At 73.3% G+C, this 16,093-nt stretch carries 16 protein-coding genes and 1 riboswitch; of the genes, 9 read left to right on the forward strand and 7 right to left on the reverse strand.

The window, feature by feature from the left end; translation table 11 throughout:
- Window positions 1-297: 297 nt before the first annotated feature.
- From KUM40_RS23230 to KUM40_RS23245, 4 genes are read right to left on the reverse strand one after another with little or no spacing between them, the layout of a single operon-like run.
- Complete coding sequence (locus KUM40_RS23230; protein ID WP_217167996.1) at window positions 298-1,884, reverse strand: ABC transporter ATP-binding protein; 1,587 nt, start codon at window positions 1,882-1,884, stop codon at window positions 298-300.
- Complete coding sequence (locus KUM40_RS23235) at window positions 1,881-2,747, reverse strand: ABC transporter permease subunit (RefSeq protein WP_308401217.1); 867 nt, start codon at window positions 2,745-2,747, stop codon at window positions 1,881-1,883. Before KUM40_RS23235 ends, KUM40_RS23230 begins: the two co-directional genes overlap by 4 nt.
- Window positions 2,744-3,691 carry an ABC transporter permease gene (locus KUM40_RS23240; protein WP_217167998.1) on the reverse strand — a complete coding sequence of 316 codons (948 nt, stop codon included), beginning with the start codon at window positions 3,689-3,691 and terminating at the stop codon, window positions 2,744-2,746. Before KUM40_RS23240 ends, KUM40_RS23235 begins: the two co-directional genes overlap by 4 nt.
- A 1-nt stretch (window position 3,692) precedes the next feature.
- Window positions 3,693-5,255, reverse strand: coding sequence for an ABC transporter substrate-binding protein (locus KUM40_RS23245; RefSeq protein WP_308401218.1), 1,563 nt, complete (start codon window positions 5,253-5,255; stop codon window positions 3,693-3,695).
- 52 nt (window positions 5,256-5,307) lie between these two features.
- Window positions 5,308-5,436: riboswitch (cobalamin riboswitch) on the reverse strand.
- Window positions 5,437-5,650: 214 nt separating this feature from the next.
- On the opposite strand from KUM40_RS23245, the gene KUM40_RS23250 reads away from it, so the two are divergent.
- From KUM40_RS23250 to KUM40_RS23270, 6 genes are read left to right on the forward strand one after another with little or no spacing between them, the layout of a single operon-like run.
- Window positions 5,651-6,868, forward strand: a complete 1,218-nt coding sequence (locus KUM40_RS23250) for an ABC transporter substrate-binding protein (RefSeq protein ID WP_254395515.1) — start codon at window positions 5,651-5,653, stop codon at window positions 6,866-6,868.
- 35 nt (window positions 6,869-6,903) lie between these two features.
- Entirely contained in the window at window positions 6,904-7,200 is a 297-nt protein-coding gene (locus KUM40_RS41620; protein ID WP_254395516.1) for a hypothetical protein, read from the forward strand.
- Between the two features lies 1 nt (window position 7,201).
- Window positions 7,202-8,146, forward strand: coding sequence for an ABC transporter permease (locus KUM40_RS23255; RefSeq protein WP_217168000.1), 945 nt, complete (start codon window positions 7,202-7,204; stop codon window positions 8,144-8,146).
- Window positions 8,143-8,979, forward strand: a complete 837-nt coding sequence (locus KUM40_RS23260; protein WP_217168002.1) for an ABC transporter permease subunit — start codon at window positions 8,143-8,145, stop codon at window positions 8,977-8,979. Before KUM40_RS23255 ends, KUM40_RS23260 begins: the two co-directional genes overlap by 4 nt.
- Window positions 8,967-10,556 (forward strand): ABC transporter ATP-binding protein, encoded by a 1,590-nt coding sequence (locus tag KUM40_RS23265; protein ID WP_217168004.1) that lies wholly within the window; start codon window positions 8,967-8,969, stop codon window positions 10,554-10,556. Before KUM40_RS23260 ends, KUM40_RS23265 begins: the two co-directional genes overlap by 13 nt.
- A gap of 17 nt (window positions 10,557-10,573) precedes the next feature.
- Window positions 10,574-11,356: a trans-aconitate 2-methyltransferase gene (locus KUM40_RS23270; RefSeq protein ID WP_217168006.1), complete on the forward strand. Its 783-nt coding sequence runs from the start codon at window positions 10,574-10,576 to the stop codon at window positions 11,354-11,356.
- A 60-nt stretch (window positions 11,357-11,416) separates the two neighbouring features.
- Here the strand turns inward: KUM40_RS23270 and KUM40_RS23275 are convergent, their stop codons facing one another.
- The gene (locus tag KUM40_RS23275) at window positions 11,417-11,794 is read right to left on the reverse strand and encodes a MerR family transcriptional regulator (RefSeq protein WP_217168008.1); all 378 of its coding nucleotides are present in this window, start codon (window positions 11,792-11,794) and stop codon (window positions 11,417-11,419) included.
- 138 nt (window positions 11,795-11,932) lie between these two features.
- Between KUM40_RS23275 and KUM40_RS23280 the strand changes: the two genes are divergently transcribed.
- The 3 genes from KUM40_RS23280 to KUM40_RS23290 all read left to right on the forward strand — a co-directional run bounded on the left by KUM40_RS23280 (window position 11,933) and on the right by KUM40_RS23290 (window position 14,458).
- Window positions 11,933-12,874 (forward strand): chlorophyllase, encoded by a 942-nt coding sequence (locus KUM40_RS23280; RefSeq protein ID WP_217168010.1) that lies wholly within the window; start codon window positions 11,933-11,935, stop codon window positions 12,872-12,874.
- A gap of 265 nt (window positions 12,875-13,139) precedes the next feature.
- On the forward strand, window positions 13,140-13,658 hold the full coding sequence (locus tag KUM40_RS23285; protein ID WP_217168012.1) for a lytic polysaccharide monooxygenase auxiliary activity family 9 protein: 519 nt from the start codon (window positions 13,140-13,142) through the stop codon (window positions 13,656-13,658).
- A 65-nt stretch (window positions 13,659-13,723) separates the two neighbouring features.
- Window positions 13,724-14,458 carry a chitinase gene (locus tag KUM40_RS23290; RefSeq protein ID WP_217168014.1) on the forward strand — a complete coding sequence of 245 codons (735 nt, stop codon included), beginning with the start codon at window positions 13,724-13,726 and terminating at the stop codon, window positions 14,456-14,458.
- 43 nt (window positions 14,459-14,501) lie between these two features.
- Here KUM40_RS23290 and KUM40_RS23295 read toward each other — a convergent pair whose 3' ends face one another.
- Both KUM40_RS23295 and KUM40_RS23300 read right to left on the reverse strand, forming a co-directional pair.
- Window positions 14,502-14,873 (reverse strand): hypothetical protein, encoded by a 372-nt coding sequence (locus tag KUM40_RS23295; RefSeq protein ID WP_254395517.1) that lies wholly within the window; start codon window positions 14,871-14,873, stop codon window positions 14,502-14,504.
- 9 nt (window positions 14,874-14,882) lie between these two features.
- On the reverse strand, window positions 14,883-16,067 hold the full coding sequence (locus KUM40_RS23300; protein ID WP_217168016.1) for an NAD(P)/FAD-dependent oxidoreductase: 1,185 nt from the start codon (window positions 16,065-16,067) through the stop codon (window positions 14,883-14,885).
- Window positions 16,068-16,093: the final 26 nt, after the last annotated feature.

Consider the following 16,093-nt stretch of genomic DNA (forward strand, 5'->3'; position numbering starts at 1 on the left):
TACGGGGTGGTGGCTTCCATCAGCTCCGGTGCGGGGCTCTCCAGCCCGCGCATGGTCCCGGACCCGCCGAGCCCGGCGTGCGTGCGTCGCCGTCGGCGTGCGTGCGTCGCCGTCGGTGTGCGGCACCGAGCGCGGCATCCTCCACCCGGTCGGCCCTACCGGCGGCGGTCCCGGTCGGCGCCGGACCGCTCGCGGATCGCCGACGACAACAGGCCGCGGCCCGTTCGCCCGACCGGAGCGCGGTCGACGCCGGTGACGACGCGGCCGGCCGCCCGGCACCGCACGGCGCCGGTGTCGTCATGGCTCGCGGGTGAGTCGATCGTGGTGTGCGGGGCAGCGGTCGACAAGGCCCGCCCCGGCGTCGAGCAGTACGGTCTCCTCGGCCAGCGCCCGCACCGCGGGCAGGTCGTGGCTGATGAACAGCAGGGCGGTGCCGGCCGGGGCGAGCAGGCGGGGCAGCGCGTCGAGGACCCGCTGCCGGGAGACGGTGTCGAGGGCCGACGTCACCTCGTCGCACACCAGCAGCGCGGGGCGTGCCGTCAGTGCCCGCACCAGCGCGCAGCGTTGGAGCTGGCCGCCGGAGAGCCGGTCTGGGGTGCGGTGCAGCAGTTCCTCGTCGAGCCCCAGCTCCTCGGCCGCCTCCGTCGCCCCGGCCCTCGCCGCCGCGTTCGGCAGGTCCCGCAGCAGCCGCGCCGTGTCCGCGAGTTGGTCCAGGATCGGGCGGTGCGCCTCGAAGGACCCGGCGCTGCTCTGGTGCACGTACTGGACGACGCGGCGTTCGGCGGTCGAGCGCCGGTCGAGGCGGCGGGCAAGGGGGCGGCCGGCGAACCGTACCTCTCCCAGGGTCGGTGTGGTCAGGCCGGCCAGGACCCGGGCGAAGGTCGTCTTGCCCGAGCCGGAAGGGCCGAGCAGGGCGGTCCTGCTGCCGGGTGCGAACGTCATCGACACCGGCCCGGTGAGCAGGTCGCCGGTGCGACGGCGTACGGCGACTCCCGAGGCGGTGACCTCGCCGAGGGCTTCCGGAGCAGGGGCGGCCACTCCCCCGGCGGCCCGGCGGACCGGTCCGGTGGGGCGTTCGGCCGCGATCAGGTCCCGGGTGGCCCGATGGCGGGCGGCGGCCGGCCCGGGGCGCGGTCGGGGGCCGCCGGTGCCGAGGACGTCCGCCGTCGGTCCGTGGTCCACGCGGCGGCCGTGCTCGAGTACGACGACCCGGTCGGCGGTCTCCCGCACCAGCGCCAGGTCGTGGCTGAGCAGCAGCACGCCGGCGCCGTCGTCGTCGGCCAGGGCGCGCACCGTGCGTCCCAGCGCCCGGGTGAGGGCCGGGTCCAGGCCGCTGGTCGGCTCGTCGAGCACCAGCAGCCGCGCCCCGGTCACCAGGGCGGAGGCGAGTGCCAGGCGCTGCTGCTGGCCGCCGGAGAGCTGGTGCGGAAAGCGTCGGCGGACCGTGTCCCAGTCCAGGCCGGCCGAGGTCAGCGCCCGGCGTCCGGCGGCCCTGCGCGCGGCCTGGCCGGAGTGCCCCAGGGCGGCCAGCTCGGTCAGCGTTGCGCCGGCCCGGTGGACGGGGTCGAGCACCGTCTCGGGGTGCTGGGGCAGTTGCGCGGCCACTCCGGCGCGGGCCGCTGGACGCCGGCCGGGAGGCAGGAGCAGCAGGTCGGTGCCCGCAAGGAGGACGCGTCCGGTCAGCCGCACGCGATCCGCGGCGGCGCCGAGAACGGCCAGGCCGAGCGTCGTCTTGCCGCTGCCCGACGCACCGACGACGGCGGTGACGCCGCCCGCCTCGACACTCAGCGCGACCCGGTCCAGCAAGGGACGCTGCGCCCCGTCGGCGTGCGCGGACACCTCCGGGACGTCGAGCAGCGACACGTGGGCGCCGGGAGCGGTCACCGGTGTCTCCTGTGGTGGGCGAGGGCGTGGTCCACGAGCAGGTTGCCGCCGACGCACAGTGCCGTCAGCAGCCCGGCGGGCACCAGGACCGCGGCCGGCTGGGTGAACAGGGCGTCGCTGTTGCGCTCGATGAGCACCGCCCAGTCCGGGGAGGACGCGGGCAGGCCGAGACCGAGGAAGTTGGCGGAGGCCAGCAGGTACAGCACGACGGAGAACCGGCCGCCCGCGTCGGTGGCCAGGGGCGCCGCCAGCTCCCGTGCCAGGTGGCGGAAGTGGATGTACGCCCAGCCGCGCCCCTGCATGCGCAGCGCCTCGACGACCGTGCGGGTGCCCGGTGACAGGGCGGCCGCGCGCACCAGGCGGGCGACGGCCGGGACCTGCAGCACGCCGGCGACCGTCACCAGCCAGTACCAGTCACGGTGTCCGGTCGCGGCCAGGGTCATCAGCACCAGCAGTCCCGGGAAGGCGAGCAGCAGGTCCAGTGCGCGCATCACCGTCTCGTCGAGGCGGCGGCCCGGTCCCGCCGCCAGCAGCCCCAACGGCACCCCGGCGGCCATGCCGACCAGTAGTGCGCCGAGGGCACTGGCCAGTACCGAGGCTCCCCCGTGCAGTACGAGCCAGAGCACGTCGCGGCCGATGACGTCCGTGCCGAGGGGATGCCCCGCACCCGGCGGCTGCGACGGGAGCGCGCCCCGCGTCGAGGGCGGGTCGCCGGCCGCCAACGGGCCCAGACAGGCGGCGAGTACCGGCACGCCCAGCAGGACGAGAGCGGTCCACGGGCGGCCGCGGCGCGGGACGGCGGGTACGGGTGCAGATATGGGTGCGGGCGCGGGTGCGGCGGTGTTCTTCGTCCACGGGGTCACGCCGTCACCTCCCGGCGCGGTGCCAGCCGGTGGGCGGCCAGGTCGCCGGCGAGGTTCACCGCGACGGCGGTGCCGGCGAACAACAGCGCGTACGTCTGCACTTGGGGCAGGTCCCGGTTCTGCACCGCCTCGACGAAGCCGGTGCCGAGCCCGCGGAAGCCGAACACCGCCTCCACCAGTACGGCCCCTCCCAGCAGCCCCTCCACACATCGCGCGAACTGCTGCGCGGCCGGGCCGAGGGCGCCCGGCAGCACATGACGGAGCACCACCGTCCGCTCACGCACGCCCAGCAGCCGCAGGTGGCGGGCGACGGGGCCGTGCCGCTGGGCCGCCACTCCGGCGCGGATCTGCCGGGCCAGGTCGCACAGGTGACGGGCGGTCAGGACCGTGACGGGCAGCACGAGTACGGCCGGCTGTGCGAGCAGCGTGGCCGTGTCCATGCCGACGGCGGTGGCGGGCAGCAGTCCGGCCCACAGCGACACCGAGGCGACCAGCAGCAGGCCGAGGACGAACTCCGGGACGGCGTGCAGCACCACGGCCGCCGTGTTGAGTGTCCGGTCCACACGGCTGCCCTCCCTGAGCCCCGACACCGTGCCGAGCAGCGGCGCCAGCACGGTGACCAGCAGCAGCGCCGGCAGGCCCAGCAGCAGCGTCACTCCGGCCCGGCGGCCGATGTCGTCGCCCACCGGCAGCCCCGTCGTCAGGGAGGTTCCGAGGTCACCGGTGACCAGGTGGCCGAGCCAGTGTCCGAAGCGCGTCCAGGCCGGCTCGTCCAGGCCCAACCGCGTACGCAGCGCGGCCACCTGTTCGGGGGTGCCGAGTTCGCCCCGGAGCACGTCGGCGGTGTCGCCCGGCAGCAGGGAGCCCACAGCGAACACGGCGACCAGGACCACGAGACACTGCAGGACGGCGAACAGGGAGCGGCGCAGCACGTAGGCGCGCACGTCAGCCGACGCGGACCCGGTCGAAGCGGGCCCAGTCGTGCGAGTTGGGCGGCGCGGCGCGCAGTCCGCTCACCGACCGGGCGATGGCGTCGTTGGCGTCGGAGAACGCCCACACCAGCAGCCCCGAACCGTCCCGGGCGATCTTCTGCGCCCGGGTCAGGAGCGCGAGCCGTTGCCGCTCGTCCCGGCTGGTGCGGGAGCGCTCCAGCAGTGCGTCGAACTTCTTCGAGGCGTACTGCGTCCGGTTGCGGGCCGCGCCGCCGCGGACCCGTTGCTCGAGGAAGTCGGAGACGGGCAGTGTCGAGGTGGTGTTGAAGGCGGCGACACCCTTGGTCTTGATCTCGCTGAAGTACGTGCTGGAAGCACGGGTGTTGGCGGTCAGCCGCAGTCCCACCTCGCGCAACTGGCCCGCCATGAGGTCCGCGGCCGGCTCCCAGGCGGCGTCGACGGAGCTGGTCTCGACGGTGATGTGCAGCCCCTGCGCACCGGCCTGCTTCACCAGCCGCCGTGCCTCCTCGACGTCCCGTTCGCGGGGTCCGAGGTCGTCCGGGTAGCCGTGCAGGCCCAGTCCGAACAGGTCGTTGCCCACCTCGCCGTGACCGGCCAGGGCGACCCTGACCAGTTCCTCCCGGTCGATGCCCAGTTGCACGGCCCGCACCAGCCGGGGATCGTCGAACGGCTTGCGGCCGGTGCGCAGCAGGAGCTGCTGCGCGGTGGCGCGCGGCGCGGTCAGCAGCCGCGTCGAGCCGTCCTGCTTCAGCCGTTCCACGGAGGCGCCCGCCATGTCGGCGGCGTAGTGGACCTGCCCGGACAGCAGCGCGTTGAGCCGCGCCGACTCCTCGTTGGCGGGGACGATCTCCAGCTCGGCGATGTGCGGGGCGCCGTCCCAGTGGTCCGCCCAGCGCCGGAAGCGGGCGGTGCCGCCGGGCGTGAACGACACGTAGGTGAAGGGGCCGGAGCCGACGGGCTCGCGGAAGTCGGTCGTCCCGTCGGGGACGATCTCGGTTCCGGGGCCGGCGAAGGCGGTGGGGAACTCGAAGTTCGGGGCCTTCAGCACGAGGACGACGGAGCGTTCGCCGTCGGCCCTGCTCGCGTCGAAGTCGATCGCGGAGAGCAACACCTGGGAGGGGGAGCCGGTGGCGGGGTCGGCGGCACGGCGGTAGCTGTAGAGCACGTCCTTGGCGGTGACGGGTTTTCCGTCGTGGAACGCGGCCTCGCGCAGCCGTATGCGCCACCGGGTGCCGGAGGCGTCGCTCTCCCAGGACTGCGCGAGCCGCTCGCGCACGGACATGTCGTCCGCGTACGTGCCCAGCGTGTCGTACAGGGCCTTGGCGCGGGCCTGGTCGACGAAGTTGGGGGCGACATGGGGGTCGAGGGTCTCCTGGGAGCCGCCGGCGGTGAACGCGGCCCGGAACCGGTCGCCGCTCGCCCCGTCCTTCCCGTCCCCGCCGCATCCGGTGAGCAGACCGGACGCGGTCAGCGCCAGGGCACCCGAGGCGGCCAGCACCCCCCGTCTGCCGGGTTCCGGGCGCCGTACGGTCTCCGTGCGGGCATGCGTCGTCACAGCCGATCCTCTCCGGGGTGTCCTCGCCCCTGCCTGCGGACCGGCGACGGGTCAGTCTCCTGGCTTCCGGATCGTCGCTCGCCTCCGCCTTCCCGTCCGCTCGCGCGGACAGTGGCGTGCAGGAGGATCACTTCCCGGTCACAGTGGCGGGACCGCGCCGGACTCGCACCGGCTTCCTGGTCCCCGTCGCCTCTTGCGCCCATTCTGGCCCACGAGGGGTCGCGGTCCGTGACCGGGGCCGCCCCGAGTGCTCCATCCCACCTCCAGGCCCTATTGCATGTTGATCGCAACAACTTATTAAATGCACATGCTGCTCCGTCGGAACGATCAGTCGGCGATCAGCACGCAATCAGCAATGAGCAATGAGCAGGGAATCAGCAGGAAGGTGCGTACGCATGCCGGTCCCCCTGTCCCGCCGCAACGTCCTCGCGGCGGCCGCCGCCGCGGGTGCCGGTCTGCTCACGGGCTGCCAGGCGTCGGGCGGTTCGGGTTCCTCCTCGCCCCGCAGGGGCGGGAGCGCGCGGGCCGTGTTCCCGGGCGCGGGGGTCAAGGAGACGATGGATCCGCACGCGCAGCGGCAGTTCGTCGACATCGCCCGCCACAAGGCGGTCTTCGACAAGCTCGTCGATCTGGACGCCACCCTGCGGCCCGTGCCCCGGCTGGCCCGCTCCTGGTCCAGCGACGACTCGGCCCGCGTCTGGCGGTTCGAGCTGCGCGAAGCCCGCTTCCACGACGGGCACGCCCTCACCCCCGAGGACGTCCTGTACAGCCTCTCCAGGATCCTCGACCCCGACGCCGCGGACCATCTGGCGAAGAAGTCCCTGTCCCACGTGGACCTCGCCAACTGCCGTGCCGTGGGACGGCACGGGGTCGAGATCGCGCTCACCCGGGCCAACGCGGAACTGCCCACGCTGCTGGCCATGACCGGTACGGCCGTCGTCCGTGACGGCTGGAACGACCCGGGGCGTCCCGTGGGCACCGGCCCGTTCCGGTTCGCGTCCTTCACCGGCGGACGGGAGTTCACCGGCCGCCGGTTCGACGACCACTGGGACGGCGCCGCCCACCTGGACGAGGTGCACATCCTGTCCGCCGAGACCGAGGCGCGGGCCGCCGCCGTGCGCGCGGGTGAGGTGCACTACGCGCACGAGATGACGCCGACCTTCGTCCGTACGGTCGAACACGACAGCCGGGTACGGGTGGTGGCGACGCCGCGCAGCGGGGTGCAGGGCTTCGCCCTCAAGACGGACCGGCCGCCGTTCGACGACCCGGACGCGGCGATGGCCGTCAAGCTCCTCCTCGACCGCGAGCGGCTCGTGGACGTGGTCTGCGCGGGCCGAGCCGAGATCGGCAACGACCTGTACGGCAAGGGGTTCACGTACTACCCGGACGGCCTCGATCAGCGCGAGCGGGACGTCGCGGAGGCCAGGCGGCTGAGGCCAGGCGGCTGTTGCGCCGAACCGGCCTGTACAACAAGAAGGTCTCCTTCTACACCTCCACCGCCGCGGACGGCTTCGCGCAGGCCGCGCACCTGTTCACCGAGCAGGCGGGTGAGGCGGGGCTGCGGGTGGAGGTCGTCAACGGGCCGCCGGAGTCGTACTTCACGGACGTTCTGAGCAAGGGCACCGTCACCAACCACCGGTGCGGGGCCATGCCCATTCCCACCTACATCAGCGAACGGCTGCTCACCGACGCGCCGCAGAACGCCACCGCCTGGGAGCGCCGGGACTTCGACGAGGCCTTCGCCGCCGCGCGGGCCGTCACCGACGACGCGGCACGCACCCGCGCGTACCGGTCGGTGCAGACGACGCTCCGCGATCGTGGCGGCCTGGCCCTGTGGGCGCACCCGGAGTGGCTGAACGCCGTCTCCCGCAGCCTGCGGGGGGTGAAGGAGGCGCCGCCCAACACCGTGGACTGGGCGCGGTTCGACACGGTCTGGCTGGACTGAGGTGCTGCGGTACGCGCTGCGGCGGTGCGGGTGGACCGTCGTCCAGCTCGCCGTGCTCAGCGTCGTCGTCTTCCTGCTGACCAATCTGCTGCCGGGCGACGCGGCCACCGTCGACTTCAACGAGCAGGCCGGTCTCGACCAGGTGGCTCAACTGCGCGAGCAGATGGGGCTGGACCGGCCGCTGGGTGAGCGCTTCGTCGACTGGGTGGGGGGTCTGCTCACCGGTGACCTCGGCACCTCGCTGGTGGGCGGCGGTCCGGTGAGCGACGCGCTGTTCTCCACGGTCGGGGTGACGGCCACGCTGGCCGCCGTCACGCTGGTGCTGCTGGTCCCGCTGGCCGTCGCCGTCGGCCTGTTGACGGGACTGCGGGCCGGCGGCCGTACCGACCGCGTGGTGTCCGCCGTGACACTGACCCTGACGTCGATACCGGACTTCGTGCTGGCACTGATGCTGGTGGCGTTCTTCTCGCTGCGGCTGGGCTGGCTGCCTTCGACGTGGGTGGGGGCCGACGACGGGTGGTGGCGACGCCCGGAGCTGTTCGTGCTGCCCGTGGTGGTGCTGCTGGCGCGCACCGTGTGCGTGCTGTCCCGGCAGATCCGGGCCGGCACGATCACGTCGCTCAACGCCGGTTACACGGTGCAGGCCCGCCGTCTGGGGGTGCCGCCGGCGCGGCTGGTGCTGCGGCACGTACTGCCGGGCGCCGCCGTGCCTGGCGTACAGGAACTGGCCCGCACCGGCGACCAGTTGCTGGGCGGTGTACTCATCGTGGAGGCGGTCTTCGCCGTTCCCGGCACCGCGACGGCGCTGGTCGCGGCCGTGCAGAACCGTGACGTGCCCACCGTCCAGGCTCTCACCCTGACCCTCGCCGCGGTCGCCTGTCTGCTCAATCTGGCGGCGGATCTCGTCACCCAGCGCCTGGCTCCCCGTACGGAGGTGCTGCGATGAGCGGCATACGGTCCCGGCCCCGCCGGCGGGTGTGGAGCGGCGCGGTGCTCCTGGTGCCGCCGGTGACGGCGGCCGTCGTCGGACCGCTGGTGACGTCCGCCGACATCCCTTCCGACGGAATGCCGTACGCCCTCGGTGACGGACACCCGCTGGGCACCGACGCGCTGGGCCGGGACGTGCTGTCGCTGGTGCTGCGCGGCGGGGCCAGCGCCCTGGGCGTGGCGTGCGCCGCCGTGGCCCTGGCCGTGGTCGTCGGCGGGATGCTCGGGCTGGCGGCCGCGGCCTCCCGCAGCCGCCTGGTCGACGACCTGCTCATCCGGCCCGTGGAGCTGTTGCTGCCGCTGCCGTCGCTTCTGGTGATCAGCGTGGTGGGAGTCGGCTGGCGTGGGGATCCGGTCGCGGTGGCACTGGCGGTGGCCGCCCTCAACGTACCGGCCGTGGCCCGGCTGTTGCGGGCGGCGGCGCTCGACGCGGCAGGCGGCCCCGTCGCCGAGGCCATGCGGCTTCAGGGCGAGTCACCGGCGCGGATTCTGTTCGGGCACGTCGGACGGGCCGTGCTGCCGGTGGCCGCCGCCGACGCGGGCACCCGGGTCGGCGCCGCGGTCTTCACCGTGGCCGCCGCCAACTTCCTGGGGCTGGGCCTGGACCCGACGTCGCCGGACTGGGGTGTGGTGATCGCCGCGAGCAGGGAGGCGCTGTTCGTACAGCCCTGGGCGGTCTGCGCGCCGACGCTGATGCTGGTGATGTTCACCGTCGGCGTCAACCTGCTGGCGGACGGCCTGCTGCCGCACGCCGCGACGACCGGGGGGAAGGCGGCGGCGTGGAACCGGTGATCGAGGTCGACGGCCTGACGGCACGCGCCGGTACGGCCACGTTGCTGGACGGCATCTCGTTCACCGTGGCGCCCGGCGAGGCGACCGCCCTGGTGGGTCCGTCGGGCAGCGGCAAGACCACCGCGGCGCTCGCCCTGCTCGGCGAGGCCGGGCCCGGGGTCCGGCTCACCGGCACGGTACGGGTCTCGGGCACGCGGGTGGTCGACTCCGGTGGGCCGACCCGCTCGGCGGCGGACGTACGCGGCCGGGTCGTCGCCTACATGCCCCAACACCCGGCCCACGCCCTGAACCCGGCCCGGCGGATCGGCTCGGTCCTGACCGAACTCGCCCGTCTGCACCGCCCGGACGCCGAGGGCGGCCGGTCCGCCGCGCCGGACCACGCGGCCGCGGCCCTGCGGACCGCCGGGCTCCCGGACAGCGCGGCGATCCTGCGCCGCTTCCCGCACCAGTTCTCCGGCGGACAGAGGCAACGGGTGGCGCTGGCACAGGTGCTGGCCTGTGGACCACGGGTCCTGGTGCTCGACGAGCCCAGCACCGGCCTGGACACCGTGGCGCGCATGCGGCTGGCGGGCGAGCTGTCCCGGCTGGCGGCCGACGGCTTCACCCTCCTGCTGCTGAGCCACGACCTGGGCCTGGTACGGGCGGTGGCCACCCGCACGGTCCTCCTGGACCGGGGCCGCGTCACCGCCGATGGCCGCACCGCGGACGTGCTGCCTCCGCAGGCGCCGCCCACTCCCCCGGTTCCCTCCGCGACGGACGGGACTGCCGGGACGGACGCGCCGGACGCGCCGGACAGGACTGACGCCGGAACCGGTACCCCCCTCCTCGAAGCGCGCGGCCTCTCCGCATGGCTGCGCGCCGGGCGGCGGGGCGAGGTACTGCACGACGTGACGGTCGGCGTGCGCGAAGGCGGGTGCACCGCGGTCGTCGGCCCGTCGGGCAGCGGCAAGACCCTCCTCGCCCGGTGCCTCGCCGGTCTGCACGAGCGACACCGCGGGCAGGTCGCGTTCCGCGGTGAACCGCTACCCGTGCTGCGCCACCGCACCCCGCGCCAGACACGTGCGGTGCAGTACGTCTGGCAGGAGGTGCGCAACTCCTTCGACGAACGCCGCACCGTCCTCGATCAGGTCGCCCGCACCGCCGTACGACTGCGCGGAATGTCGCCGGCGCAGGCCGGACAACAGGCCCTGCTGATATGGGAACGCCTCGGTCTCACACCGGAGCACGCGTCCCGGCGCGCCGCGTCCCTGTCCGGCGGCGAACTGCAACGGGCCGCGCTGGCCCGGGCGCTGCTCGCCGAGCCCGACGTACTGGTCTGCGACGAGATCACCACGGCCCTCGACGCCGCCGGCACGGCACGCGTCGTGGCGGAGATCGCCCGGCTCCGTGCGCAGCGGGGCACTGCCGTGCTGTGGATCGGCCACGATCTCGCGCTCGTCGAGCAGTTGGCCGACGACCTGGTGGTCCTCGACGCCGGCACCGTCGTGGACAGCGGCGCGTGCGCCACCGTCCTCGCCGCTCCCCGCTCCGAGACGACCCGCCTGCTGCTGCGCTCAAGGCACCTGTCGCCGAAGTGAAAGGAACACACCCTCCCATGACAACCACCGCCGCGTCCGACTGGCAGCGCTGGCAGACCAGTTGGGACCGTCAGCAGGAGTGGTACATGCCGGACCGGGAAGAGCGCTTCCGGGTCATGCTCGACGCGGTCGAGGCGGTGGCCGGCCCCGCGCCGCGCGTCCTCGACCTCGCCTGCGGAACGGGCAGCATCTCCGACCGGCTGCTGCGCCGCCTGCCCGGCGCCACCACCGTCTGCCTGGACATCGACCCGGCCCTGCTGGCCATCGCCCGCGGCCACTTCGCCGGGGACGAGCGCGTGACCTTCGTCGAGGCCGACCTCACCGGCCCCGACTGGACCGACCGGCTTCCCCACGCGTCCTACGACGCCGTCGTGACCGCCACGGCCCTGCACTGGCTGGACACGGACTCGCTGCGCCGCCTCTACGGCACTCTGTCCGGTGTGGTGCGCGAGGGCGGGGTGTTCCTCAACGCCGACCACATGGTCGACGAGTCCGCGCCCGGGCTCAACGCCGCCCTGCACGCCCTGCACACCGAACGCCAGGAGCGGCAACGCCGGCAGGGAGCCCTCGACTGGGCCGACTGGTGGCACGAGGTGGCCGGCGACCCGGTACTCGCCGAACCGGCGGTGCGCCGTTTCGCCCTGCTGGGGGATCCGCGCGAGCCTCGTCCGGCCGGTGCGCGCGGGGACCGGCCGACCGCGACGCGCTGGCACGTCGACACCTTGCGGGAGCAGGGGTTCGGCGAGGTACGACAACTGTGGTGCTCGGCGAGCGACGCGCTGGTGGCCGCGCTGCGCTGAGCGGGGGCGGTGCGGGGCCGGGCGGTGCGGGGCGGGGCGCGGCATGCCTGCTGAGCGGCCTCACCCGGTCCGGGCGGGGCATGACCGGCCCGTGCGCAGGTTCGTCGCGGCGCCGGTGATGACGGAGTCCAGTCTGTCGCGGGTGCCGACCAGCTCGGTGATCCGGACGTCGACGCGGTCCCGTTCCGTGGACAGCCGGTCCAGCAGTTCCGGCGTGGCGTTGCCGTCGACGACGTACGGCAGCATCTCGACGATGGCGCTGCTGGACAGGCCGGCGGCGTAGAGCTGCTGGATCAGCCGGACGCGGTCGACCGCGCCTGCGGGGTACTGCCGCTGGCCGCTGTGACTGCGCTCCGGAACGAGCAGGTCCTGTTCCTCGTAGTAGCGCAGCGCCCGCACACTGACGCCCGTTCTGGTGGCGAGCTCCCCAATGCGCATCCCGCGCCTCCTCTCGTGAGCCGGTCGGACGACTTGCCTCTCACGTCAACGTGAGGTTTTAGCGTAACTCGGGAGGGGCTCGACACCATTCCTGAGCCCTTCTCCCACGCGTCCGCCGACAGAGAGAAGTGCCCCATCATGACCGCATCAGACATGGCTCCGAGCGGTGCCCCCGCCGCCGCACCGGTCGTCTCGGTGAAACCCGTCGTGCTCCACGCACCGGAGCGTGGCGAGGACCTGCGCGTACGCGTGTCCGCGCCGGTGACCGGGCACGACCTGCCCGTCGTTCTTCTCGCGCACGGCTTCGGCTCGTCGCTCGACGGCTACGGCCCGCTCGCCGACCACTGGGCCGCCCACGGCTTCGTGGTGATCCAGCCCACCCATCTCGACTCGAAGACACTGGCCCTTCCCGCGGACGACCCCCGCAGGCCACGGACGTGGCGGTTCCGCGTCGAGGACATGAAACGCGTCCTCGACGGCCTCGACGTGGTGGAGGCGGCCGTCCCCGGTCTCGGCGGACGCCTGGACCGCGACCGTGTCGCCGCGGCGGGCCATTCCTTCGGCGGCCAGACGGCGGGCATTCTGCTGGGCCTGCGCGTCCGCGACGCCGGGACCGGGAAGGCCGAGGACCTGTCCGACCCCCGGATCAAGGCAGGCGTGCTGCTCGCCACGGCCGGCAACGGCGGAAGCGACCTGACCCCCTTCGCGGCCGAGAACCTCCCGTGGCTCAGGGATCCCGACTTCACGCACATGACCACCCCGGCCCTCGTGGTCGCGGGCGACCGGGACGACCTCCCGTTCACCGTCCGCGGCGCGGACTGGACGGCCGACCCGTACGTGCTCAGCCCCGGCGGGAAGAGCCTCCTCACCCTCTTCGGGGCGGAGCACTTCCTCGGCGGCATCTCCGGCTACGAGGCCGCGGAGACCACCGACGAGAACCCCGCCCACGTGGCCCTGGTCCAGCGGGTCACCCTGGCCTACCTCCGCCACGCCCTGGGTGTCGACAGCTCCGACTGGACGGCGGCGCAGAGGGCCCTCGCCGGGGACACCCATCCCCTCGGCCGGCTCGAATCCAAGTGAGGGCCCGTCGGCTCCGGGCCCCGGTTCGCCGGTCACACACTCTTGACACGATCACGTCGACCGCTTGTATGGTCTAGTCCAACAGAACTCGCCGCTCCGTTCACGGAGTTGATCCATGCCGGGGCCCCAATTCCCCGCGTGGACGGTGAGTGCGCGTCACCTTCGCGCCTCTTGGCCCCACCCACGAGAGGCCGTACTCGGCGTGCGCGGTCCCCCCACACATGACCGCGTGCGCCCTGGGACGGCCTGATGTGAAGGAGTTCCCATGCACGCACGTCGGAAGACCGCTGCCCTGATCGGCGCGGCCCTCGCCCCCGTGATCGCCGTAAGCCTGCCCGCCTCTTCGGCGAGCGCACACGGCTACATCTCCGACCCGCCCAGCCGTCAGGCGCAGTGCGCCGCGGGCACGGTGTCCTGCGGCGACATCACGTACGAGCCCCAGAGCGTCGAGGGCCCCAAGGGCCTGACCAGTTGCAGCGGCGGCAACAGCCGCTTCGCGGAGCTGGACGACGACAGCAAGGGCTGGCAGGTCACCCCGGTGTCGAAGACCACGACGTTCTCGTGGCAGCTCACCGCCCAGCACGCCACCAGCACCTGGGAGTACTACGTCGGCGGTCAGCGGATCGCCCTGTTCGACGACGGCGGCGCCAAGCCGGACGCCGTGGTGAACCACCAGGTCGACTTCGGTGGGCTCACCGGGCAGCAGAAGGTCCTCGCCGTGTGGAACGTCGCCGACACGAGCAACGCGTTCTACGCCTGCATCGACGTCAACGTCGGCGGCTGACGGGCCGGGTGGAGCAGACCGCCCTCCCGCCACGCCGTTCCCCCCACCGAGCAGGAGTCGATACCGTGCAGCACCGCAAACTCGCACTGCTGGCCGCCACCGGCGCGGCCGCCGCCCTGTGCACCCTGACGATGGCACCGTCGGCCGTCGCGGAGAAGTCCCACACCCGGGCCTCCGCCGCCGAATTCGTGGTCAGCGAGGGTCAGTTCAACCAGATGTTCCCGAGCAGGAACTCCTTCTACACCTACAGCGGTCTCACCGCCGCGCTCAGCGCCTACCCGGGTTTCTCGAACACCGGCAGCGACACGGTGAAGAAGCAGGAGGCCGCGGCCTTCCTCGCCAACGTCAGCCACGAAACCGGCGGCCTTGTGCACGTCGTGGAGCAGAACACCGCCAACTACCCGCACTACTGCGACGCCACCCAGCCGTACGGCTGCCCGGCCGGCAACGACAAGTACTACGGTCGCGGGCCCGTGCAGCTAAGCTGGAACTTCAACTACAAGGCCGCCGGAGACGCCCTCGGCATCGACCTGCTCAACAACCCCGACCTGGTCCAGAACGACTCGGCCGTGGCCTGGAAGACCGGCCTTTGGTACTGGAACACCCAGACCGGGCCCGGCACCATGACCCCGCACGACGCCATGGTCAACGGTGCCGGATTCGGTGAGACCATCCGCTCCATCAACGGCAGCCTGGAGTGCGACGGGGGCAACCCCGGGCAGGTCCAGAGCCGGATCGACAACTACGAGCGCTTCACCCAGCTCCTCGGCGTCGAGCCCGGCGGCAACCTCAGTTGCTAGTAGCCAGGAGGCGCCGAGGCGTGTGACGCCCGCCCCCTCGTGATCACCGGCGACGCCGGTGATCACGAGGGGGCCGCCGGTCGAACCAGCGGCCGAGACGGCCGCCTCTCGAACGGCGAGGATCCCGTCGCGTCGTGCGACGCGTTCCCGCTCCGTCCCCGTCCGTGGCAGCGGGGCCTCGCCCCCAGTGGTCGTCGGGTGACAGGAGCGGGGCCCTGCGGTCCGTCTGAGCCCGGATCTCCACATGGGCTTCGTGGGCCGTGACGCGGAACGCCTCCTCGTAGGAGGCCAGGGCCGCGCTCATCGCGCCGCCCGCCGTGCCCCGGCGGCGTATGCGCACCGCCAGCCAGGTGAACAGGCCGAGAACCACGGCAAGGCCACCGGCGAGGATCACGAACGGCAGGAGTGCGGCCATGGCATGAGACTAATGGCCGACCACGGGCTGCTCCCCGTGCCCGGGGCCCGCTCCGGACTCACCGAACCGGGCGAGTTCGTCGGCGTCCGGTTCCTCCAGCAGGAACCCGGCGCCGCCCTCGAGCATCGCGGCGGTTTCGGCGGAGCGCGGGAGCATGGTCTTCTCGTAGGTGTGCACGGCGTCGTCGACGGTCGCGGAACCGGCGAGGGCGAGCGCGAGTTCCGCGGCGTCGAGCATGGCGAGGTTGACGCCGACGCCGAGCGGGGGCATCAGGTGTGCGGCGTCGCCCAGGAGGGTCACGCCGGGCGAGTGCCGCCAGGTGTGCGGCACCGGCAGGGCGAACAGCGGACGGTCGACGTAGGCCCCGTCGTTCTCGGTGATCATCCGGAGTATGCGCGGCGCCCAGCCGGCGTACTCGTCGAGAAGATGTGCGCGGATGCCGTCAGTGTCCTGCGGAGCGAGCCCGCTCGCGGTGATCCAGTCCAGCGGGGCTCGCCGCATGATGTAGACCCGCATGTGACCACCGCTGTTGCGCTGCGCGAAGAGGCCGCGCGCGCCGTCGGCCACGTGGGCGCTGCCCTGGCCGACCAGTGCGGACAGCTCCGGGTGCGCGGATTCCATGTCGTCGAACCAGGCCTCCAGGAAGCCGGCCCCGGTGTAGCGCGGCACGGCGTCGGAAACCGCCGCACGGACGCGGGAGAAGGCACCGTCCGCTCCGATCACGAGGTCCGTTTCCACGGTGCTCCCGTCGGTGAACGTCAGTGTCCGCGGCCCGTCGGCCGGCCCGCTCACCGACTCCAGGGTGTGCCCCCACCGCACCGTCCCGGCGTCGAGCGACCGCAGCAGCAGGTCCCGGAGCTGACCGCGGTCGATCTCGGGGCGGGACGTTTCGCCCGCGTCCGGCAGATGGTGGCCGAGGAGGCGCCCCGCCGGGTCGAAGCGGCGCATCTCCTGGCTCTCGCACCTGGCGAGCGCGAGGAACTCCTCCAGCAGGCCCGCTTCGCGGAGCGCGAGTTGGCCGTCCTCCTCGTGCAGGTCGAGCGAGCCGCCCTGGTCGCGCGAGTACGCGTCCGGGTCGCGGTCGTACACCGTCACGGCGATGCCGTGCTGCCGCAGGACGCGTGCGCAGGTGAGGCCTCCGGGGCCCGCACCGATGATGCTGATCCGCGCGCCCGCCGGTGTCGGAGCGTTCATGGTGGCTTCCTCTCTTGGGGTGGAAC

This window comes from Streptomyces sp. AC512_CC834 (assembly GCF_019049325.1).
Lineage (GTDB): Bacteria > Actinomycetota > Actinomycetes > Streptomycetales > Streptomycetaceae > Streptomyces.